26 protein-coding genes are annotated in these 20,321 nt (G+C 37.7%); 14 read left to right on the top strand and 12 right to left on the bottom strand.

Features of this window, described 5'->3' with window-relative positions:
* Positions 1-36: 36 nt before the first annotated feature.
* Together OK414_RS13575 and OK414_RS13570 are read right to left on the bottom strand one after the other, a co-directional pair.
* On the bottom strand, positions 37-1,206 hold the full coding sequence (locus OK414_RS13575) for an MFS transporter (RefSeq protein WP_264363535.1): 1,170 nt from the start codon (positions 1,204-1,206) through the stop codon (positions 37-39).
* A gap of 104 nt (positions 1,207-1,310) precedes the next feature.
* Positions 1,311-2,069, bottom strand: a complete 759-nt coding sequence (locus tag OK414_RS13570; protein ID WP_016764340.1) for a TrmB family transcriptional regulator — start codon at positions 2,067-2,069, stop codon at positions 1,311-1,313.
* A gap of 223 nt (positions 2,070-2,292) precedes the next feature.
* Between OK414_RS13570 and OK414_RS13565 the strand changes: the two genes are divergently transcribed.
* Positions 2,293-2,520: a hypothetical protein gene (locus OK414_RS13565; protein ID WP_034651602.1), complete on the top strand. Its 228-nt coding sequence runs from the start codon at positions 2,293-2,295 to the stop codon at positions 2,518-2,520.
* 32 nt (positions 2,521-2,552) lie between these two features.
* Here OK414_RS13565 and pssA read toward each other — a convergent pair whose 3' ends face one another.
* Positions 2,553-3,044 carry a CDP-diacylglycerol--serine O-phosphatidyltransferase gene (pssA, locus tag OK414_RS13560; protein ID WP_170943840.1) on the bottom strand — a complete coding sequence of 164 codons (492 nt, stop codon included), beginning with the start codon at positions 3,042-3,044 and terminating at the stop codon, positions 2,553-2,555.
* Between the two features lie 174 nt (positions 3,045-3,218).
* Between pssA and OK414_RS13555 the strand changes: the two genes are divergently transcribed.
* The 3 genes from OK414_RS13555 (at position 3,219) to OK414_RS13545 (ending at position 4,723) form a co-directional block, all read left to right on the top strand.
* Positions 3,219-3,626 carry a MarR family winged helix-turn-helix transcriptional regulator gene (locus tag OK414_RS13555; RefSeq protein WP_016764337.1) on the top strand — a complete coding sequence of 136 codons (408 nt, stop codon included), beginning with the start codon at positions 3,219-3,221 and terminating at the stop codon, positions 3,624-3,626.
* Complete coding sequence (locus OK414_RS13550) at positions 3,619-3,960, top strand: DUF3147 family protein (protein ID WP_016764334.1); 342 nt, start codon at positions 3,619-3,621, stop codon at positions 3,958-3,960. Before OK414_RS13555 ends, OK414_RS13550 begins: the two co-directional genes overlap by 8 nt.
* A gap of 67 nt (positions 3,961-4,027) precedes the next feature.
* A complete protein-coding gene (locus tag OK414_RS13545; protein WP_263045845.1) occupies positions 4,028-4,723 on the top strand; it encodes an SAM-dependent methyltransferase in 696 nt (231 codons plus the stop codon).
* Between the two features lie 25 nt (positions 4,724-4,748).
* Here OK414_RS13545 and OK414_RS13540 read toward each other — a convergent pair whose 3' ends face one another.
* The 5 genes from OK414_RS13540 to OK414_RS13520 all read right to left on the bottom strand — a co-directional run bounded on the left by OK414_RS13540 (position 4,749) and on the right by OK414_RS13520 (position 7,599).
* On the bottom strand, positions 4,749-5,222 hold the full coding sequence (locus tag OK414_RS13540; RefSeq protein WP_263045844.1) for a DUF4188 domain-containing protein: 474 nt from the start codon (positions 5,220-5,222) through the stop codon (positions 4,749-4,751).
* Positions 5,219-5,773, bottom strand: a complete 555-nt coding sequence (locus OK414_RS13535) for a PadR family transcriptional regulator (protein WP_016764331.1) — start codon at positions 5,771-5,773, stop codon at positions 5,219-5,221. The genes OK414_RS13540 and OK414_RS13535 overlap by 4 nt, the downstream gene beginning before the upstream one ends.
* 84 nt (positions 5,774-5,857) lie before the next feature.
* Positions 5,858-5,989 (bottom strand): hypothetical protein, encoded by a 132-nt coding sequence (locus OK414_RS13530; RefSeq protein ID WP_013057274.1) that lies wholly within the window; start codon positions 5,987-5,989, stop codon positions 5,858-5,860.
* A 92-nt stretch (positions 5,990-6,081) separates the two neighbouring features.
* Entirely contained in the window at positions 6,082-6,978 is an 897-nt protein-coding gene (locus OK414_RS13525; protein ID WP_258358324.1) for a hypothetical protein, read from the bottom strand.
* A 147-nt stretch (positions 6,979-7,125) separates the two neighbouring features.
* Positions 7,126-7,599 (bottom strand): Hsp20/alpha crystallin family protein, encoded by a 474-nt coding sequence (locus OK414_RS13520; protein WP_263045843.1) that lies wholly within the window; start codon positions 7,597-7,599, stop codon positions 7,126-7,128.
* 70 nt (positions 7,600-7,669) lie between these two features.
* On the opposite strand from OK414_RS13520, the gene OK414_RS13515 reads away from it, so the two are divergent.
* The gene (locus OK414_RS13515) at positions 7,670-7,909 is read left to right on the top strand and encodes a hypothetical protein (RefSeq protein ID WP_013057271.1); all 240 of its coding nucleotides are present in this window, start codon (positions 7,670-7,672) and stop codon (positions 7,907-7,909) included.
* Between the two features lie 130 nt (positions 7,910-8,039).
* Here the strand turns inward: OK414_RS13515 and OK414_RS13510 are convergent, their stop codons facing one another.
* Together OK414_RS13510 and OK414_RS13505 are read right to left on the bottom strand one after the other, a co-directional pair.
* Positions 8,040-8,273: a hypothetical protein gene (locus OK414_RS13510; RefSeq protein WP_013057270.1), complete on the bottom strand. Its 234-nt coding sequence runs from the start codon at positions 8,271-8,273 to the stop codon at positions 8,040-8,042.
* Positions 8,274-8,285: 12 nt separating this feature from the next.
* Positions 8,286-8,516 carry a hypothetical protein gene (locus tag OK414_RS13505; RefSeq protein ID WP_034651616.1) on the bottom strand — a complete coding sequence of 77 codons (231 nt, stop codon included), beginning with the start codon at positions 8,514-8,516 and terminating at the stop codon, positions 8,286-8,288.
* 184 nt (positions 8,517-8,700) lie between these two features.
* Between OK414_RS13505 and OK414_RS13500 the strand changes: the two genes are divergently transcribed.
* The 9 genes from OK414_RS13500 (at position 8,701) to OK414_RS13460 (ending at position 18,832) form a co-directional block, all read left to right on the top strand.
* Positions 8,701-9,720, top strand: coding sequence for an XdhC family protein (locus tag OK414_RS13500; protein WP_263045842.1), 1,020 nt, complete (start codon positions 8,701-8,703; stop codon positions 9,718-9,720).
* Positions 9,708-10,352: an NTP transferase domain-containing protein gene (locus tag OK414_RS13495; RefSeq protein ID WP_263045841.1), complete on the top strand. Its 645-nt coding sequence runs from the start codon at positions 9,708-9,710 to the stop codon at positions 10,350-10,352. Before OK414_RS13500 ends, OK414_RS13495 begins: the two co-directional genes overlap by 13 nt.
* Positions 10,353-10,370: 18 nt before the next feature.
* A complete protein-coding gene (locus OK414_RS13490) occupies positions 10,371-12,701 on the top strand; it encodes a xanthine dehydrogenase family protein molybdopterin-binding subunit (protein WP_170943839.1) in 2,331 nt (776 codons plus the stop codon).
* Complete coding sequence (locus OK414_RS13485; RefSeq protein ID WP_263045840.1) at positions 12,688-13,521, top strand: FAD binding domain-containing protein; 834 nt, start codon at positions 12,688-12,690, stop codon at positions 13,519-13,521. Before OK414_RS13490 ends, OK414_RS13485 begins: the two co-directional genes overlap by 14 nt.
* A gap of 1 nt (position 13,522) precedes the next feature.
* A complete protein-coding gene (locus OK414_RS13480; protein ID WP_034651629.1) occupies positions 13,523-14,002 on the top strand; it encodes a (2Fe-2S)-binding protein in 480 nt (159 codons plus the stop codon).
* A 71-nt stretch (positions 14,003-14,073) separates the two neighbouring features.
* Positions 14,074-14,526, top strand: coding sequence for a hypothetical protein (locus OK414_RS13475; RefSeq protein WP_029322049.1), 453 nt, complete (start codon positions 14,074-14,076; stop codon positions 14,524-14,526).
* Between the two features lie 420 nt (positions 14,527-14,946).
* Complete coding sequence (locus OK414_RS13470; protein ID WP_016764319.1) at positions 14,947-16,581, top strand: MrcB family domain-containing protein; 1,635 nt, start codon at positions 14,947-14,949, stop codon at positions 16,579-16,581.
* The gene (locus tag OK414_RS13465) at positions 16,535-18,247 is read left to right on the top strand and encodes a restriction endonuclease-like protein (RefSeq protein WP_263045839.1); all 1,713 of its coding nucleotides are present in this window, start codon (positions 16,535-16,537) and stop codon (positions 18,245-18,247) included. Before OK414_RS13470 ends, OK414_RS13465 begins: the two co-directional genes overlap by 47 nt.
* 186 nt (positions 18,248-18,433) lie before the next feature.
* Entirely contained in the window at positions 18,434-18,832 is a 399-nt protein-coding gene (locus tag OK414_RS13460) for a hypothetical protein (protein WP_013057259.1), read from the top strand.
* A gap of 21 nt (positions 18,833-18,853) precedes the next feature.
* Here the strand turns inward: OK414_RS13460 and OK414_RS13455 are convergent, their stop codons facing one another.
* Both OK414_RS13455 and OK414_RS13450 read right to left on the bottom strand, forming a co-directional pair.
* Positions 18,854-19,687 (bottom strand): Ku protein, encoded by an 834-nt coding sequence (locus OK414_RS13455; RefSeq protein ID WP_013057258.1) that lies wholly within the window; start codon positions 19,685-19,687, stop codon positions 18,854-18,856.
* 150 nt (positions 19,688-19,837) lie between these two features.
* Positions 19,838-20,278, bottom strand: a complete 441-nt coding sequence (locus tag OK414_RS13450) for an Hsp20/alpha crystallin family protein (protein WP_263045838.1) — start codon at positions 20,276-20,278, stop codon at positions 19,838-19,840.
* Positions 20,279-20,321 lie beyond the last annotated feature (43 nt).

Below are 20,321 nucleotides of genomic sequence, written 5' to 3'. Positions count from 1 at the left end.
AGCGTACACCATGTGTGTACGCTTTTTTATAAAAGCTTATTTACTGTGAAGCGTATCTGCTGTGCTTTCTGTTCGCGTTACCGCATAAAGAGAGCAGAAAAGACCAAGCAAAACAAAAATAGATCCGACCCAGCCGTTATAAATAACAGAGTATTGATTAACGACAATTCCTCCAACATAGGAGCCGATCGCAATTCCTACGTGTGAAATCGCTGCATTGGTGCTGATTAAAATGTCCGACGTGTCGCGTGCACTATGAATAATTAAATTGCTTTGAGCCGGTGAGACCGCCCAGCTGAGCGCACTCCAAATGATCATAAGAAGCAAGAACACAACGAATGGCAAATGAACGCCAAAAGGCATAGCAATCATGCTAACAAAAAAGAGAGCAATCATGGTGATAACAGATGAAGAAGGGTTCCATTTATCAGAAACAGCTCCTCCAAGTCCTCCTCCTGCCACGGCAGCAAGACCGAAAATACCATAAATAATGGTCACCATCATTGTATTTAATCCTAGTGTTTCTTGTAAAAATGGTGTGAAGTACGCATAAAGCGTTAAATGGCCCGCAAGTACAAATAATGTTGCTAGGTGAATAGCGAGCATTTTTTTATTGCGTAAAGCTTTTACCTGAGTTTTTAACGGTACAATTGGAGCAGGAGCTAGACGCTCCATTGTAAACCAAACGGTAATCATAATAATGGCAGTCAAAATTGCAATCATAACAAATACTTGACGCCAGCCAAGCGCATTTCCAATCAGAATACCAAGAGGAATGCCTAAAACAAGTGAGCCGCTGATTCCCATAAATACGATGCCAATTGCTCTGCCTTGGTATTTAGGTTTTACCATTCTAGAAGCCATTGTGGTAGATAGTACAATGATAAAAGAACCGCTCGCAGCAGCAAGGATACGTCCAATCAGTAGCATATAATAGCCTGAACTGTAGGCTGAAAATACATTGCTCAATAAGAAAATAAATAATGTCCACATATAAACTTTTTTACGCTCTATCTTAGCCGTCACATTTAGTAAAATCGGCGCAGACAAGGCATAAACAAACGAATAAATAGAGATTAAATAACCTGCTTTTGCTAATGATACATGAAATGCATCGGCAATTAAGTCTAAGATGCCTCCTAGAATTAATTCGACCGCTCCAACAACAAAGGAAGCAATCGCAAGTATGTAAACTTTTTTATTCATCAAAAAACCCCCTCTTTAAAAAGTTACAACTAGAATAGTAACCTTTTTTAGAAAGGATTTCAATAGGTAATATTAAAAAGGTTACTAATGAATTAGTAACCTTTTTAATATCGCAGTCGAGTAAGCAGCTCCATGATCTCAGAATCTTGAAGAAGCTGCTCTTGATATTTCTTTGTAATATGGGTAAGTGCAACGTCATGATAAAAGAAATCAGCAAAAACTTTTACAAGCGGCTGCGACATGGTTTTTATTGCTTTCCATGTCTCATGTTCAATGCCGGCAAATAAAAGGTAAGCATCGTCAACAATAATCAACTGCGACGGCTCAAGGTTTTTATGATCATCTATTGGATTTAATGTATGTAAATGTTTGAGGGCAGTCTGCAAGTTTCCTATGGTTAAGACCTCGACGTTTACGCCTTGTTTCTCTTTTTCTTCTAGCAATGAGCGGTAATGTTCTAACTCATCATTCCAGGCGGATAAAATAATAGAAGATTCCGCTTCATGAATCAATTGTTCAATATGGGCAGAAATAGAGGATTTATCTTTTAAACTCCAAACATGGTCATCTGTAAACGTTTTTTTAATTTTATATGTTTTTAATTCATTAATGTCATTTTCAAAATCAGCAGTAAGTTTTTGAATGACGGTTTGAAGGGCTACCGCTGAGTAAAGTTTCTTTTTCCCGGACAATGTATTTACTACAATACCTTTATCAATTAAACGATTAAGCACTTCATAAATTTTTGCTTTTGGAACATGCGAATACGTAACAATCGAACTAGCATCCAGCGGGCCATCATTCGCAAGCAGCGCTTCATATACTTGACTTTCATACTGAGAAAAACCAAATTTTTGCAGCATAATTTTCTATTCATCATCCTTTCTTTTTTTAAGTATATCACGGTTTGTAAAAGTATTACTAATTGTATCAGATGCAATAATCTTATTAAACTATCTTCTAAATGACCATTAAAAATAAAATAAGCTATTAAAGAATCTTTATTACAGTAGAAATATTTTTAACCATATACTTTCTATACTAAAACACTCAACATTGGGTAAAGAAAAGAAAGAGGTGAAAAAAATGAAGAAAAATGAAAAACTACTGTTGAAAAAAATGAACATAAAACAGCAAAGAGAAGTGGCTGCTCAGCTTGAAGACGTACTGGATTCCTTACTGTCCCTTGAAGAAAAATTATGCTCAGCACCTGATAATAGCGAGTGGCTCTCTTTACAAGCTCAGCTTGAAAAAAGAGAACATGAGCTGAAATTCAAGCATAAAATGCTGTTCGAAGAATGGACAGCACTATAAAAGACAGGCATTTTGTCTGTCTTTTATTGCATCTAAATTTTCATCACTCGAATAGGGCTAACCATCAAAATAGCTAAAATAATCATAAGGTAAGGGTTTACGTAATAAAACATGCCAAGCAGTGCGATAATTAGAGCGGGAAAAGGAATAGGAAGCCCTATAAAATAACCTATGGTTGGATTTGCACTAAATTTAGCTAATCTTAATGCGCCCATGCTTGGATAAATCATAAAACCAAGTACGGTTAGCCAAGAGTGGGGAGAAAGAGTATGAAATAGCATTGCAGGCGCTACGCCAAAGCTTATAATATCAGCCAAAGAATCTAGCTCTACACCAAACGCACTGTTAACTTTCAGCTTTCTCGCAATTTTGCCGTCAAATAAATCGAAAAAAGCGGCTAGAAAAATAAAAAGAGCAGCTAAGCGTTCGTAGCTATTCATATTAAAAGCTATGGAAAATACGCCGCTTAGCAAATTTCCAATCGTAAAGAGATTCGGAACCCATTTTAACAGTCGAAGAATCAATGTCATACAACCGCCTTTCACAGTGTGTACGATTAGTGTAACTGTTAAATCGTATTATTATGTGAGATGTCAGATAAAAAGAAGGTAGTATTGAAACCTGGCTGTTGTTCCTGTAATATATATATATCGTATAATACGATAATAACTAAAAATACGATATAAAGGAGCAGGATCATGAAAGTAGAAGAGTTAAACAGTTATTGGACGTCTATTTATTATCATTTGCACTATACGCATCAAGAGAAAATTACACACCAAACAATACGTCTTTTACAGCATATAGATAAATCATCTTCGGTTGGAATAAAAGAAATTGCGGATTATTTACACGTTTCACATAATACGGCATCTGAACACGTAAAGAGAAGTATTGATAAGGGGTATGTATATAAAAATAGAGATATACATGATGAAAGAAAAGTAATTCTGCATTTAACAGAAGCAGGAAAAGACCTGTTAAAACGGAATTCAAGCTTGGATGAAGAAAAAGTATCAGCTATTTTACGCGAAATGACAGCATCTGAAAAACAGCTGATTCAACAGGCTTTTCAGTTATTGAGCGAGCGTGCAAAACATGTATAGTATCATCAAAATTTTAATGTCTGCTCTTATTATTGCAGGGGTAACAGAAATGGCCAAAAGATTTCCGACATACGGTGGAATTGTGGCTGCCCTTCCAATTGTGAGCTTACTAAGTATTATATGGTTATCAGTGCAAGGAGAAAAAAAGGAAGTGGTCAGTCAGTTTACACTCGGCGTTCTTTATGGACTGCCAGGCACTATTTTACTACTTGCTGTCGTCTATATTTGCTTAAAAAACTCTCTTCATTTGTTTATGAGTTTATCAATAGGAGTTATGTGTTGGAGCCTGTTTTTAGGCCTTCAAAAGATAGTGGTTAAACTAATTACTACATAAACTATTGGAATTTAACCCAATTTTCTGTAAAATGAAAGTCTAAGTAAAAGATAGGAGCTGAGTAGAGTTGAGTTTAGCAGAGAAAAAGTTAGGAATTGACCGAGTTGTTTTTATCGGCAGAACGTTTGAAGAGTATAGAGCTATGTTTAATTTGAATGAAAAGCATTTAAAAGGAAAAAAAGTGTTAGACTGTGCTAGCGGGGCCTGTTCTTTTACTGCTCATGCCTTGCAGCAAGGTATGGAGGCTACTAGCTGTGATATTGCCTATAAATTTACGGCAGAAGAGCTTGAAAAGAAAGGAAGCCTGGATTTAATTCATACGATGAATCAAATGCAGCACGTACAGGAACAGTATGTGTGGAAGTATTTTTCGTCTATTGATGATTTAACTGAACATCGAAAAAGAGCATTAAAAGATTGTATTGCTCATATGAAAAAGAATCCTGAAGCCTATCAGTACGGAGCACTTCCTAATTTGCCGTTTCAAAAGAACGAGTTTGATTTAACGCTTTGTGCAAACTTTTTATTTATGTACAGTGACCGTTTAGATTATACGTTTCATTTAGAGGCTTTAAAAGAACTGATACGCGTTACAAAAGAGGAAGTACGTTTATTTCCTTTAACGAATTTGAGCGGCAAGATTTCTACCTATTTGCCGCAGCTGTTAGAAGAGATTGCGCCTCTAGTAAAGGGAACAGAAATAGCAGACGTCCCGTATGAATTTCAAAAAGGTGCCAATCAAATGCTGAAAATATATGTATAACAAATATAACGAAAGCCGCTTTTAGTTAAAGCGGCTTTTTAACATTCAAACGTTTTTTGGCAGTTTGAGTATGTTTCGTTATGGTTTCAGATCCAAGCGCTTTAGCTAAACCGAACAAAGGCATATTCACGTATACTGATTCATAATTTCCTGTAGGAATGACGTACGTTTCATGATAAATGCCCACTGCATTCGTTTTTGAAGCCTGTTTATAAAAAGAATTCCAAGCTTTTAAGTGTTGAGGACCTTTGGCATAGGAGGTCAATTGATCAACTGACTCCCAATATTGAATCAGCGTGATGGTTCTTAAATTAAAAGATCCTTGCAAAGATAAAAAGCCAAGTTTTTTGTTTGTATACAATTCGCGAATCATAGGAGGCATTGCTTTAAATACAGGGAACCATTTGTGTACGGCTATCCATTTATTAATGCGCATTCCTATAACAAAGACAACCAACTCCTGACCGGGCTTAGCCATCACACGATTGGAATGAATCATAAATTATGCGCCTCCTCATCATATAATTTATTAATCGTATCTTTGCACCATTCTATCGAAGCACACGTTGTTCGTTTACCGTAGTCTAGGGTAATAAGCCAATACGTTCTGTCGGGAGAAGGGCTGTTAGAAATGCTGTCTTCGATTCCGCAATACATGTGATAACGTTCAGTTAGTTTCTGCTGAGCGTTTTTTAACTGGGAAATTGTGAGTTGCTTTTCTTGCTGACTACTAAAAAAGAGTTTTAACAAAATTTCATTTCTTTCGGAAGGGAGCTGCTTAATAGGTTCACGCAGCCAATCTTGCAGAACTTCTTTTCCTTTAGTTGTTATTACATACTCTTTTTTATCTGGTTTATCAGTTTGAGCAACGGAATTGACCGTTGCTAGTTCATTATTCACAAGCTTTTGTAAAGTGGGATAAATTTGGCCATAACTGATTTTCCAAAAATGATTTAAACTTCGATCCATTAACTGCTTAATTTCATAACCAGTTCTGCATTCCGTGGTAAGAAGTCCTAAAATTGCATATGTTGTTTGATTCTCCTTCATTTATTTTCCTCTCCTATATCTTTTTGATATATATATATGTATATTACCATAAACAGGATAATATTCAATAAAAAAACGCGAGAGTTATGCACTCTCGCGTCTAAAAAAAGGTTTGTATTGCTGAACCATCATTTGCGAAGCAGCAATAAATAAAAAGATAAAGCCTCCACACATTAGCAACATGACAGCACCTATTCTCCATAAAAGCTTTGGCATCAGCATATCTCCTTTTTTGAAGTTATTACCTATAGTGTAAAGAATAGCTTGCAAAAATTCTAGTCATAACTACATATAATTTTATGACTTTTTTAGACTGACTCTTCCTTTGGATCATCTTCATCAAAAATAGGAACTTCCGTATACGTGTCTTCTTTTTCGAAAGAGGAAGAAGAATTCTCTTTTTCCTCTTGTGCAGGCTTCGTTTTACCAGAAGAAATATCTGATTTAGCGTTTTTTAACTCTTCCATGTCTTTTTGGATTTGGTCCGTGAAATCCTTTGGTATAGCTCCGCTTCCGTATGTAGCTCCGATATTTAAAGTACCGCCGAGTTCTTTAATGCCAACTTGGCCAATATTGTTGTTTTGTTCGTATTTATCAAGAAAAAATTTATCAATATGAATAGGCGGGGGAGCATTTTCTAAAAGTGTGCCTTTTTGGTGAATCAATTTTACTTCTTCTTGAAGGGAAGACGTTCGTTTTAGCATGTCCACCTGTACTTCAGTTAAAAGCGACATGCTGCGTTCTAATGCTGAAACTCTGTTATCTAGTTCGGTCATTTTTTCGATATAAGGAGCCATTTGTTTTTCTACAGATTGTTCAACTAACCGAGTTATATCCATATAAGGTACAGCGTCTATCTTTTTATCGCGAGGGGGTTGCATGGAGATCACTTGTTCCAATTGCGCTACTTTTTCCTTTAAAAATTGAAGCTGGTTAGCAATCTCTTTCTTATCTTTTGCATATGCATGTTCAGCATTTTTATGAGTGCTTCTTTGTGAAGGTGAAGAATCATTGGAGTGCGAGGGCTGAGCCTCCAGCTTTTTTTTGAGCATTATGAGAGAACCAATTTGCGGTTCGAGTTTTAGAAAACGGTTCATGTGAACTTCAAGCGTGTTAATACGCTTGATTTGATGTTTGAAGTCCGCTAGCTCAGTATGAAGCTGTTGGTTAGTCTGTTTGGGGTTGAAAAATCCTTTCATAGACATTTCGCTTCTCCTCATCTTGGGCTTATTTCCGATGTAATAACAATTAGATAAATATAAATGGGTCCAGTTTGGAAATTCACGTTAAATTCTTTGCGTTTATAAATGCTTATGTGAATTATTGAATTTCATTCATAAAACTACTAAGCCTTATTCAATGTGAATACGTTCTTCTTGGAAAAACTGCCTGTGATAAGAAAGAATAAGCAATCCATTTTCAAATTTCGCACGCAGATGATGCGCATCCGTAGGCTCTGGCAATTCAATAATTCGGTTAAAGTCTCCAGAAGGTCGTTCTTGTACAACCGGCTGTCCTGTGATGAGAGGGTGCGTTGAGCCTTTTAACAAAAGCCGGCTGCCTGAAACAGACACGTGCAAATTTTCTTTTAGATAGCCGGGCAAGTCAGCGATAATAATGATTTCATGTGGGGTAACGTAAATGTCAACAGGTGGAAAAGTACTTTTAGAAGTCTGAGGTGCCTGATATGAATCAGGAGCATTCATATCCATATTTTCTTTCATAAATTCGTTAAAAGCAGTTTGATCAAAAACACCGTTCCAAAAGTCATTTGTTTGATATTTTTTAGCAAATTCCATCCACTGCATAAGTTTATCAAAGTCCATATGGTTTCCTCCTTACCACACATCATAAAAAGATGGAATTTGAATATAGTTTGAAAAGGGGGTGGTTTAAATGGCAGGTGCATCTATAAATATTAATATTTTAATGCTAAAGATAAATTCCTTTGAAAATGCGTCTGCAGTAAATATCGGACAGAATTTACTAGCAGACTGGAATAATTCAGATAAAAAAACACAGGGATTTGGGCAAAATTTTGGTGATGATAGCGGCTTTATAGGAACGAGAAGCTGTGTCGATGATCGAGATCAAATTGACAGCCCATCATCTTTTCAAAAAGTGCCCATTTCATAGAAAAAGCCTAATAAATATAGCCAGTTCAGATGCAGGTTATATTTATTAGGCTTCCGATTGAATGCTAATAGATGAATAGATGAAGATATGCTGCTAGTTGTGCGCAGTAGAGGTAGAGGAGATGAAAAAATTAAATTACGCTATTTTTAACTGAATTTGAATCATTTACATCTGAGTCTATAATCCATGAGAACGGAGTTACGTTCGGAGAAAAATCTCCGTTTGATTCTCCCAGACCTTGATTACGTTTATAAGATACGAACACATCAAGCTGCTGATTAGGTCCTATGCTTAAAACAGATGAATTATCCAAAACGTTCACTTTGAAGGCTTGTAAGTTAATGACCATAGGCGAAAAAATCATATAGTTTCCTCCTTATTTATCATTTTTTGTTGCAAATGCATCTACATAATCATTATCTACAATTTTGTAAGCAGATCCCGTTGTAAAACATTGATCAGCGTGCTGCTGTCCGAAGGCCTGATTTTTCTTTGATGTGACATATCTTGTAACTTTTGACGTATTTCCAATAGAAATACTGCTTGCTTGATCAGCACTGCGAACGTTCAATTTTCCTAGGTTGATTTTTGTTGAGTCGAATAGCATATTATTCTCCTTTCAAACGACAGTTCTTCTAAGTCTTTAAAAGCTTATTGTAGCTTCTTTGAAAATATGAATAATACATGGATTCATTCAGAGAGCAGAAGTGGTCTACTGTAGCGTATTGTAGTTCTGTGTAAAACGTGAAAAGATTTTAAAACCTCGACAGGAAAAGGAGGGAATAATAAAAATGCACGATATTTTACATGCTGTAAACACATCAACAGTAAAAAGTGTGTTGGCAACGATTGTTCATGTAGAAGGATCCTCATATTTAAAAGAAGGAGCGTCCATGCTGTTCCAAGAAAATGGGGAGAACATTGGGATGTTAAGCGCTGGTTGTGTAGAAGCAGATATTGCTGAGCGCGTAAAAGAGTTGTTCGACACTGAGCACGTATTAACCGTTACGTACAATTTAAAAGAAGAAGGTGATGTAGGATGGGGACAAGGAGCAGGCTGCAATGGAATTCTCTATATTCTTCTAGAACCTGTAACTGTGAGGATGAAGCAAAATCTTTTGCGGGTGAAACGTCATTTAGATAACCGAAATTCTGTTTTGCATATTAAAAAATTAGAAAAAAACTTTATTCAAACAACCTCTTTTTATGTAGAAAAGACGGGCGAAATATTTGGTGGAAATAGCGACGCATCATTTTTTGCAACAGATGATTGGAATGGGAGAAAGAGCGGTATTCAACTTTCAAATTGCTCCTTGCTCACATATGCTCATCTATATAAACCAAAGCCTCGTCTAATTATCTGGGGAGCAGGCGCCGATGCAAAATATTTAGTATCACTTGCTGCCAATACGGGGTTTTCTGTTACCTTATGCGACTGGAGACCGGCTTTATGTAATAAGGAACATTTTCCGCTAGCAGAGGAAATACATATTGGATTTCCAGAGGAAGTAGACAGACAGCTGTCCATACAAAGCGATGATTTTGTTGTGATCATGACGCATAATTTTTATCGCGATCAAGAAATTCTCTCGCTATTAAAATCAAACCCTGTGAAGTATATAGGAGTTTTAGGATCTAAAAAGCGCACGCTTCGATTATTGAATACTGATATTTCATCACGCATTCATTCGCCGGTAGGACTTTCTATAGGAGCGGTAGGACCGCAGGAAATTGCCGTTAGTATTCTTGCTGAATTAATTCAAAACCTCCGAATGTATGATGAAAAAAAGGGGCGAAAATGTCCGGGTTAAATATTGTTGCTGTTTATCTTGCCGCGGGAGCTAGTAAAAGGATGGGCAGAAATAAACTGCTGCTGCCTTTAGGGAATGGATGTTTGGGGAGTAAAGCTTTACGAAAAGCGGTTTCTTCAAAAGTAAATCATACGATAGTAGTAACTAAGAAAGGAGATCATCTTGAGTGGATTGACCCTATTCTTTTTTCAGAAGCATATCAGCAGAAGTGGAGTCATACTTCTTGTAGTAGCGCCTTAAAAGGTCAGTCTGCGTCTTTAAAATGCGGATTAAAAAAAGCAAAAGAATTAAACGCTGATGCTATTATTGTGCTGTTGGCAGATCAGCCTCTTATAAGCATCGTGCTGATAGATACATTTGTTTCTCTTTTTGAAAAACATTTTTCTGTTCCATTTATTTCATCTTTTTATCAAGGAATTTCCAGAGCACCGGTTTTATTTTCAAAACAAATGTTTTCAAGCTTGGATAAGCTGCAAGGAGATCAAGGGGCAAGAAAAATCATAAGACAAAGCGGACCTGAAAATGGAATATTGTATGAATGGACCGACGCTTGCCTTTTTATGGATGTTGATACAAAACAAGCGTATGAGCGCATTAAAAAGATATACAAAGAGAAAAGTCGACTGTTTTGATTGATGGAGGTGAAAAGAGTGGAGGTCATTGGAAAAAGCGTTATTCGAAAAGATGCATTGGAAAAAGTAACGGGTACGGCTCGATATACAAATGATTACATGTTTAAAGGCTCCCTGCATGCCAAAATAGTAGTCAGCCCTTACGCTCATGCAAGGATTCAAGCAATAGACGTCCAAGCGGCGATTGCTATTCCCGGTGTTCACGCGGTTGTGACGGGTGAGCATTTGCCGTTAACCGGGGAAGGAGTTCGTGACCGGCGACCGCTTGCATTTGAAAAAGTGCGGTATCACGGAGAAGCCGTAGTCCTAGTAGTAGCAGAAACTCCTGCGCTCGCTGAGCGTGCGGCGAGTTCTGTTCATATTCAATATGAGCCGTTGCCTGTCGTACATTCTCCTAGCGCCGCTATTAAGCCTGATTCTCCTTTAGTGCATGAACATATGCACATCTACAAGCATGATGAAACGGTGTATCCAGAGCCCGGCACCAACGTAGCAAACAGAGTTAAAATTCGAAAAGGCAATATAGAAGAAGGTTGGCAAAAAAGTGAGTTAATAGTTGAAGAAACATTTTCTCTATCTCCTTCAGATCACGCGGCAATGGAAACAAGAAGCGCCGCTGCTGAAATCCTTCCAAATGGATTAGTTAAAATTATCACTTCTTCTCAAGCTCCTTTTATGGTGAAAAAATTAATCAGTGAGTACTTTGAAATTGAAGCGGGAAAAGTGATCGTTGAAACACCGCTAGTAGGAGGAGGGTATGGAGGAAAAGCAGCTGTTCAGCTGGAGCTGCTTGCTTATCTAGCTTCAAAAGCTGTGGGTGGAAGGCTGGTTAAAATATTGAACACAAGAGAAGAAGATATGCTTACTTCGCCTGCTCACGTAGGTCTAGATGCCAAAATCAAGCTAGGTTGTTCTAAAGAGGGACTCTTGCAGGCTGCTGACATTCTTTATTTGTTCGACAGCGGTGCTTACGCAGATAAAGGAACGGACTTGAGTAAAGCAGCAGCAGCTGACTGTACGGGACCTTATCGTCTTGAACATGTTTTTTGTGATTCATTATGTGTATATACAAATCACCCTTACGCTTCTCCATTTCGAGGATTTAGCCATTCGGAACTATTATTTGCGTTTGAGCGCACGATGGACATCCTTGCTAAAAAAGCAGGTATAGATCCTTTGGAGTTTAGAGAAAAAAACGCTATTCTGCCGGGCGATACTACGCCTACGCAAGTACGTTTAACTTCTAGCAGCGTTGGTAACTTACCGGAATGTATTCGTCGCTTGAAGCAGCTAATGAAATGGGAGGAAGGGCAGAGAATAGTTCATGAAAACGGCCTTATTACTGCCAAAGGGATTAGCTGCGTCTGGAAAACCTCCACTATTGAAACAAACGCAGGTTCAGGTGTTATTCTCACATTCAATCCTGATGGAAGCGTGAATTTAATGTCTGGCGTTATTGAATTAGGCACGGGGACCAAAACAGTGCTCGCGCAAATACTGGCTGAAAAATTGCAGATGCCCGTGGAACGTATTCATGTGCGAATGGAAGTAGATACTCAAACGACTCCTGAACATTGGAAAACGGTGGCTAGCAGAGGCACTTTTATGGCAGGAAGAGCGGTTTTAGAAGCGGCTGAAGATGTGATTAACCAATTAAAAAAGATAGCTTCTTGTATATTTCGAGCTTCTGAGGAAGATATCGAAATAAAAAATGAAAAAGTTTTTTTACGGGATGAGCCTGAAACTTCCTTGGCCTTTAAAGAAATTGTATATGGTTATAAATATCCGAACGGAAATGCAATTGGAGGGCAAATCATAGGGAGGGGCAATTATATTTTAAGAGGGATGACCTACTTGGATAAAGAAACGGGAGCTGGGCGTCCCGGTCCTGAATGGACGGTAGCAGCTGAAGGAGTTGAAGTGGAATATAACCCTAGAACGTATAGATATCGTATTGTAAAAGCAGTCTCTGTTATTGACATAGGAACCGTGTTAAACGAGAAAATGGCAAGAGGGCAAGTCATGGGTGCGATGAGTATGGGCCTATCGTTTGCCGGAAGAGAAACATTTTGGTTTGATTCAAATGGTCGTATTTTAAACCCTCAGCTTCGGAAATATCGTCCTCTTCGCTACGGAGAGCATCCGGAGTACGTAGTAGAATTTGTTCATACGCCTCAATTAGATGCGGCCTACGGAGCTAGAGGAGTCGGAGAACACGGGCTGCTTGGTATGCCGGCTTCTTTAGGAAACAGCTTAACGGTGGCAGCAGAAACAGAATTAAACCACCTTCCGCTTATTCCAGAATTAATTTGGAGAATGAAAGAAGGGAATGCTGATGATTTCATTTGACTTTGAATATCACAAACCTGCTACCGTTTCAGAAGCAGTTGCCTTATTTCAAGAGTTAGAGAATCAAGGCAAACAGCCGCGTTATTATGCTGGAGGCACTGAAATTCTGACATTGGGCAGGTTGGGTTTGTTTGTTACCCATGCTGTCATTGATATAAAAAATATACCCGAGTTTCAAAAAGCAGAAGTCGATAAAGACTGGATGATTTTTGGTGCAGGTGTAACGTTGACTGAACTGGAAGAGAAAAACTTATTTCCTTTATTAAGTAAGTCTGCTAGCGAAGTGGCTGATCACACGGCTCGAAATAAAATAACGCTGGGAGGAAATATTTGTGGGCATATCTTTTATCGAGAAGCCGTATTGCCGCTCCTTTTAGCGGATAGTCAACTCGCAGTGGCAGATCTCAGTGGAATAAAGCTCCATTCGATTCACGATCTTTTTCAGCGGCGTTTGCAGCTAAAAAAAGGAGAGCTGCTTGTTCAGGTGTTTGTTGAAACAAAGTATGCTGACCTCCCGTATATGAGTATAAAGGAGCGCCAGCAGTGGGATACAGGATATCCACTAGTTACAGTAGCAGCTTTAAAAACAGAAGAAAACATTCGAGTAGCTTTCAGCGGAGTATGTTCGTTTCCTTTTCGATCAGCTGAAGTAGAAAAAGTGCTAAACCAGAAAGACATTCCATTAGAAGATCGACTTCAAACTGCTCTTGAGTATATACCGGCTCCAATTTTAAATGATGGAGAAGGATCGGATCGATATCGCAAATTTGTGATTAAAAATTTATTGATTGATATTTTCAAAGAGCTGGGAGGAACATAATGTGCTAAGAGATGAAGGGTATAGAATAACAGTTAAGCTAAAGGTTAATGGGGAAGAAAAAATGGTTGATATCCGAACAGCAGATACGCTGCTTTACGTATTAAGAGAAAAGCTGGGCCTTACCGGAGCAAAACCAGGCTGTTTAAATGGAGACTGCGGAGCTTGTACAGTAGGGATAAATCAGCGGCCAATGAAATCCTGCCTCATGTTAGCGGCAGAAGCAGAAGAGAAAGAAATAATGACTATAGAAGGACTGAAGAGTTCACCTATGCAAAAAGCTTTTATTGAACACTTTGCTTTTCAGTGCGGTTATTGTACATCGGGTTTTATTATGAATGCTCATTTGCTTTCCAAACGCCATCCTTCAGGCAGTGACGATATTATAAAGGAGTGGTTGGCTTCCAATATATGCAGATGTACAGGATATAAAGAAATTGAAGACGCAGTAAAATCTGTTTTACACTTTTCGGAGCGCGAGTGAGAAAAGAAAAAGCAGAATTAGAATAACACTTACACGTGTTTAGAATAGTATGTGCTAAGGGTGTGGAGAATGTGGAATGGAAAAGCGGCTTTGACAAAGAAAGGGAACTTATCTTTGCCATTCAACGAGATCTGGATGTAGTAACAGCCATATTATTATTAACTGGCCAAATAACAATTATAGGAGTATTTGTGACACCCGGAGCTTTTCGTGTTTCAGTAGGCGGACCTATTACAGGAACCAGTCGCATCGAAGGAAAAGACGGAAATGTGGGAATTAATATTATTATTGATATGATTGATGTGTTTCTTGCGGCTTTGCTGCTTAATAACCAGATCAATGTGTCGGGCGCCTTTATTTCTTCTGGAAGGTTTACCATTAACGTAAGCGGACCTATTTTTGGCGTTCCCAAAACAGAACCTGCATTAAGTGAACTGAATCAATCCTCTCAGTTTTTTCATCGTACCGTATCAAAACATTTTTATGTAAATCCTGACTTAGTTGAAAAATTTACAAAGGACTGATTAAAATGTCATTAACGGATATACCTACAGTAAGACCTTCAGAGACGAGTATTTTTCTTATCGCCCTGCCGCTTATTATTTTTATCTTTTTCTTTACTCAGCCAAAAGCATCAGATGTTAAATAATCATGTAGCATAATGGGTGTTTTATCCTTGGGCACACAAGCTGCTTATTTTTCTGTTCATATCATTGCCCCTTCATTCATTAAGCCCCTAACGCTTTTCTTTTCTGTCATGTTTCATTAAAATGAACATAAACATGTATGTAGAGAAAAGAATAATGTAGTGTTTCCTAACGTTATAAAATAGCTTACTATACGAAGAAAGCGTCTATAATAAAAGAAATGAACCTTTTGCGTGGTCAGCTGACGATGCTTTTTATTTTTACAAACTGCAGTGAAGGCAGAAAGGAGAGAATTCGATGAGTTTGCGCGAGCGGCTGCTGTATGTAGCGGAACATTATAAACAAATGGGTGGAGACGTACTTGTAAAACATGAAATAGAAAATATGCTTACACGCAGGCTTCCGATTTCTCTTTATCGATTGGAGCATATAAATCGAGAAGAAATGCGTATATCGGGACACCACGCTGAAACATTTCCTTACGTGACCCTTGCGAATAAGAATATAGAGAGTGACGTGATGGTCGCGTATTTATTCAGTGAAGACGGTCAGCGTATTTACTTAGTCATGTTGAGAGGAGACTCAGAAGAAGGAACAGATCTGAAAGACATTCGATTTTTTACTCCTGAACATGCCCGCGTATTGAAAGATAATCATATTGTCATTGGTACAAGCATGGAAGCGAAAAGCTTTGAGGATAGAGTAGCTCTTTACCTTCCTTACAATATAGCAGACTTACCTAGCAATGATCAGCTGCAAGAGGACTTGCATTTACTGTTAAGTATGCATGAACAGTATATAAAAACATACGGAATGAGCAAAGAGATGATGGGGGACAAAGACGCCATCGTCCATATTCATGAGTATATTAGGAAATCTGGATTTACATATGAACGACATGATATAGCCAACGCCTACTTTGCTTTAAAGACCAAACCGTTTATTGTTTTATCAGGAATGAGCGGGACAGGAAAAACAAAGCTTGCTCAGCTCTTAGCAGATAGTATCGGTGCCACGATTGAAAATGGAAGACAAGTGCTCATTCCTGTTCGACCCGATTGGCACGATAGTTCAGATTTATTAGGATATATTGATTTAAGAGGAGATTTTCGCAGAGGATCGTTTCTGTCGATTATGCAGCAAGCCATTCAGCATCCAGCTTACACATATGTTGCCATATTGGATGAAATGAACTTAGCTCGAGTTGAGCATTATTTTAGCGACATTTTAAGCGTGATGGAAAGCAGGAGCTGGTCAAAAGAGAAAATCAAAACGGCTCCGTTATTCCCGGGACATAAGATGTTCCGAGATATTTATTTGCCATCCAATCTTCTCATTATCGGTACAATTAATATGGATGAAACAACTCATGGGTTTAGTCAAAAGTTGTTAGATCGTACCAACACAATTGAGTTAAATAAGATTCAACTAGATTCTTTTGATTTTTTAGATGATAGAGATCCGTCTCAGCACGGCATTCAAAATGTACAAATTCAAAGTCAATATGTTCACTTAAAAGATGCGTATGTTGAACATGCTGAGCTCATTCACGAAGTAACAAATGAATTGCTAACTGTCAACGAGATGCTTATAGAAGTCGATTTGCAAATAGGTTACCGCGTACGCGACGAAATATGCTTTTATTTAATTTACGCGGTGAAAAGCGGAATGTTTACATTTGATCAGGCGTTCGATTTTCAGGTTTTGCAAAAAGTTTTGCCTCGTATTTCAGGAAGCGATGGGTACACATTTGATTTATTAAAAAACCTTTATTATTACTGTACAAATACGCTGTTAGATGATGAATTTGAGACAGCTGTCGTAAATGCAGATGGAATGAGATTTCCTAAAAGCGCACGCAAAATAATGGAGATGATGAGACGTTTTGAAGTATACGGATACACGTCATTTTGGATTAATACCGTACGTTGAAATTGAAACTGACACGTGTACGGTGGTTATAAAAGGGAAAAATAAGAAAAAAATAAAATCTGCAGAAGAAGTGATGTTTTTTTCTTGTACAGGAAAAGGAATTACACATGTAAAAGTATTAAATCAAACAAAAGGCATGATGACCTCAAAACCGCCGCTTGAGCCTTTATTTTTTGAAAATGAAACCTATCAAATTACAGTTGTTTCTAAAAATGAAACAAGCCTGTTTGTTAACCACGATTCAAAAGCAGTTGAACAAAGCTTTCAAAGCGTAGGATTTCCCTACATTTTGACGGGAAATATAAGCTTTCAAAATGAAGTAGGGTATTCTACATTTCATGTTTACAGCGAAAGAGAAAAAGAGCTCTCCTTTACTCTTGAAATTTTCCCCTCAAAGATGAGCTACAAGACAGATTATGTACACATGGTTGATGAAGTGAACGGATATATTCATGATTTGGCATACGATATGCTTCGTAAAACATATATTGAAGCAAAATCTGTTTGGTCTAAGCAAGCAACATGGACGGAATTTTATCATGTTCTCTCTCACTATATGAAACCCTTTCTTCATTCTGTGCGTCAGATTGAAAATCAGCCATTTCAATCGGTAAAAGTTGAACATGAGCTCATGAGAGGCGATCAAATAAAAAAACAAGATAGCCGTGCTATATCATTTGTCCGAACCCACCCTACCTATCTTGCATCTTCAAGCAGGGGGATTAAAATTAATCGAAATATAAAAGTAGTACCCACAAAAGCGATTGGCACCAGGCACGTGTCTACCTATGATAATCTGGAAAATCAAAGTGTAAAATGGATGATGACGCAGCTGTATCATAAGCTAACTGCACTAATTGACAAATTGATAGAAGATAGATATGTAAAAAAAGAAGCCGTATCGGCTCTAGAAACTAATCATGCCGAATTAAAAAGACTGTTAAATAATGCGTTTTGGCAATGGGTGAAGACCCTACAAGCTTCAATTCTTCCTTCTACACTGCGTACGGCACCCCGCTACCGGGAAGCAAGCAGATACTTTATGTTCTTAACGCGAGGATTGGCTCTTAACGGAGAGTTTTACCACCTTTCATTAAAAGATATCGCAACTCTCTATGAATACTGGACGTATGTTAGTCTTTTAAAGAAGTTGCAAACTTACGGCAAGCGGATAGAACAAAACATCATGACAACGACAGAACAAGGGTTGAACGTTAGGATGCAGCCGTCTTATCATCGTTTTCGAGTGGGGAAAGCAGAAGTCACGCTATGGTATCAGAAAGCATACCATCATACTCATACCGTTATTCAAAAGCCTGACTTACTGCTTGAAGTAAAGCAAGGGGAGAAAAAAAGTGTATATCTTTTTGACGCTAAGTATCGTATCAAACCAAATCACGATACGCCTTCACCTAGAGAAGAAGATATTAATACCATGCATCGTTACCGAGACGCTATTGTAGAGGAAAATGGAATAAAGCCGGTACAAACAGCGATTGTGCTGTTTCCAGGGAAAGCAGAGGGCTATAAGCAGCATCATTTTTATAAAAGTATTGAATGTGTTGGAGTTGGTGCGCTGCCTTTTTTGCCGGGAGAAGAAGGGTTAGTAGAAGAATTTATTGAAGCTATTTGTACGGTAGCACCACATTTTTTCAGCGCTGAGTAGGTGAATAGATAGAAAGTGAACAAGTCTTTTTTTATGCGTTGACATAATGTTAAGTTTTTTATGTTTTGATGACATTTCGAGATTTTAGTTGTATTTTCCTGTTGAATTTTCTAGAATAGTAGAGAATAAAACCGTATCAAAAAGAAGTCGTATCATGTGCAGAGAACGTTTCAGGAGGACAACGAAGTGAAAAAGATTCTACTATTCACGTTAGTAGCGCTATTGGCAACTTTTTTTATTGACAGGGTATACAGCGAACGCAACCAAGCGCAACTTCAGCAAACTGTAATTAATGAAATTAAAAAAACAAATCAAAGTAAAGAAGAAGCTTCCATCCTTGATTTTAATGAATTATGTGATTTTAGATGGGACAAAGTATATGTTTTTGGACCGGAAACGACTCGCAGTGAGGTAAATGAAAAGCTGGGATTCACGTGGTCTGAAGCAAAAGCAAAAGGTATTGGAAAAGATAAAAAAGATAACTTTATTGTCTTTGTAGAAAATAATCAAGTAACGCAATATTTAAAAATACCGGCGTCATATGGAACTATTGTTCCTAAGACTTCTGTTGCAAATGAAAGCTAACGAAGAAATTCGTTAGCTTTTTTATGCTTTCTTTTTTAAGGATGAAGTTTTTTTCTCTGCTGTTGATTTTGTCGGGTGTAAAGTAGAAGGATCTATGCTCACTTTTAACATTTCCATTAAATGTCGAATATCTCGTTCTTCGCTTCCGCTGCCTTTTGTAACTTCGCCTTGATTTATTTTTTGTTGAATGACGTTTTGTAAGGCATCTCGGTAGTTGTTTTTGTAAATAGACGGATTAAAAGAAGTAGATAGCTTATCAATTAATTCCACCGTCACTTGTGTATCACTTTCATTAATGGAAGAAGTACTGGATAAGTTAGGCACATCTGTGACTGAACGAAGCTCTTCTTCAAAATGCATCGTGTGAAGAACAAGAGATCCGCCCACGGAACGAATAATTGCCATTTGCTGTTTGGAATATAAAAATACATTCGCAATACCGACTTTATTCGTTATTTCAAGTGCATTTAATAAAGTATAATAAGCTTTTAGGCTTGTTTCCCCAGGAGAAATATAGTAGGGCTTATCAAAAAACAGGGGATCAATGTCATCTAACGATACAAAGTGTAACAATTCAACAGCTTTGTTTGCTGCAAAGGGTTCTTTGACACTGTCAATTTCCTGTTGTGAAAGTACAACAAACTGACCGGTCGCGGTTTCGTATCCTTTAACCAGTTCATCGGATTCTACTTCTCGTCCACACGTTTGGCAATGTTTTTCTTGATGAATAGGTGTATGGCAAACGGAGTGTAGCGTGCGCAGCTTTACATCTTTTTCTTCAATTGCTCCGTGCAGTTTAATAGGGATATCAATTAATCCAAAGCTGATTTTACCTTTCCAAGCAGTATGAAGCATAAACGTTCTCCTTTTACTCTTTTTTAGTAGTGTGCCGTAAAATAAATTAGATATCCCATTGTTTTGAAAAGAAGAATATTCTTAAAAAACTATGTGCTAAATAAACAATTAAATAGTTCCAATAAAGCTGCAGAGACAACATCTGCAGCTTTATTGGAACTCGATAGGGAATATTTGCTGATTAGATTTATTTGTCTCATGTTTAGAAATCGTAATTTCAAGGATTTCGTTACTAAATGTAGCGGTAATTTTTTTATTCATCAATGGAAATGGAAAGTCGATTGTACGTTCAACGCTTTCTTCCATTTGTTCTCTTGCAAGCGTTCCTTGCTTTTCATCATGAAATTCTCTAATGCAGTATTTTTTGGCTGTCAGCTGTAAGTGGTCAGCTTGTATCTGAACGATAATATCCTTAGGGTGATACCCTAATAATTCAGCTTCGACAATAAATGATTGTTCTGTTTCAAATAAATCTATACGAACGGAATCATAATCTAAATAACTCATAAAGGGATTTGAAAGCATGACTTCTAATAACTCTTGAAAGCCTTTTACAAACATTTGGTCTGCTGGCAGACGCTTGTTTTTCATTTCTGCGTTCCTCCATTATTTAAAGTGTTTCACTTTACTATCA

Source organism: Priestia sp. JV24, from assembly GCF_025910025.1.
GTDB classification, from domain to species: Bacteria; Bacillota; Bacilli; order Bacillales; family Bacillaceae_H; genus Priestia; species Priestia megaterium.
Note: the sequence above shows the minus strand (reverse complement) of the source record. Positions and strands in the feature narration are given on the sequence as shown.

What these genes read in the sequence shown, in the direction of transcription:
- OK414_RS13505 (WP_034651616.1), bottom strand. Translation starts at nt 8,516, where the DNA reads ATGCTATTCGACTCAACAAAAATCAACCTAGGAAAATTGAACGTTCGC.
- OK414_RS13500 (WP_263045842.1), top strand. Translation starts at nt 8,701, where the DNA reads ATGCACGATATTTTACATGCTGTAAACACATCAACAGTAAAAAGTGTG.
- OK414_RS13520 (WP_263045843.1), bottom strand. Translation starts at nt 7,599, where the DNA reads ATGGACTTTGATAAACTTATGCAGTGGATGGAATTTGCTAAAAAATAT.
- OK414_RS13525 (WP_258358324.1), bottom strand. Translation starts at nt 6,978, where the DNA reads ATGTCTATGAAAGGATTTTTCAACCCCAAACAGACTAACCAACAGCTT.
- OK414_RS13535 (WP_016764331.1), bottom strand. Translation starts at nt 5,773, where the DNA reads ATGAAGGAGAATCAAACAACATATGCAATTTTAGGACTTCTTACCACG.
- OK414_RS13555 (WP_016764337.1), top strand. Translation starts at nt 3,219, where the DNA reads ATGAAAGTAGAAGAGTTAAACAGTTATTGGACGTCTATTTATTATCAT.
- OK414_RS13575 (WP_264363535.1), bottom strand. Translation starts at nt 1,206, where the DNA reads ATGAATAAAAAAGTTTACATACTTGCGATTGCTTCCTTTGTTGTTGGA.
- OK414_RS13455 (WP_013057258.1), bottom strand. Translation starts at nt 19,687, where the DNA reads ATGCTTCATACTGCTTGGAAAGGTAAAATCAGCTTTGGATTAATTGAT.
- OK414_RS13565 (WP_034651602.1), top strand. Translation starts at nt 2,293, where the DNA reads ATGAAGAAAAATGAAAAACTACTGTTGAAAAAAATGAACATAAAACAG.
- OK414_RS13450 (WP_263045838.1), bottom strand. Translation starts at nt 20,278, where the DNA reads ATGAAAAACAAGCGTCTGCCAGCAGACCAAATGTTTGTAAAAGGCTTT.
- OK414_RS13470 (WP_016764319.1), top strand. Translation starts at nt 14,947, where the DNA reads ATGAGTTTGCGCGAGCGGCTGCTGTATGTAGCGGAACATTATAAACAA.
- OK414_RS13515 (WP_013057271.1), top strand. Translation starts at nt 7,670, where the DNA reads ATGGCAGGTGCATCTATAAATATTAATATTTTAATGCTAAAGATAAAT.
- OK414_RS13510 (WP_013057270.1), bottom strand. Translation starts at nt 8,273, where the DNA reads ATGATTTTTTCGCCTATGGTCATTAACTTACAAGCCTTCAAAGTGAAC.
- OK414_RS13550 (WP_016764334.1), top strand. Translation starts at nt 3,619, where the DNA reads ATGTATAGTATCATCAAAATTTTAATGTCTGCTCTTATTATTGCAGGG.
- OK414_RS13495 (WP_263045841.1), top strand. Translation starts at nt 9,708, where the DNA reads ATGTCCGGGTTAAATATTGTTGCTGTTTATCTTGCCGCGGGAGCTAGT.
- OK414_RS13570 (WP_016764340.1), bottom strand. Translation starts at nt 2,069, where the DNA reads ATGCTGCAAAAATTTGGTTTTTCTCAGTATGAAAGTCAAGTATATGAA.
- OK414_RS13485 (WP_263045840.1), top strand. Translation starts at nt 12,688, where the DNA reads ATGATTTCATTTGACTTTGAATATCACAAACCTGCTACCGTTTCAGAA.
- OK414_RS13530 (WP_013057274.1), bottom strand. Translation starts at nt 5,989, where the DNA reads ATGCCAAAGCTTTTATGGAGAATAGGTGCTGTCATGTTGCTAATGTGT.
- OK414_RS13540 (WP_263045844.1), bottom strand. Translation starts at nt 5,222, where the DNA reads ATGATTCATTCCAATCGTGTGATGGCTAAGCCCGGTCAGGAGTTGGTT.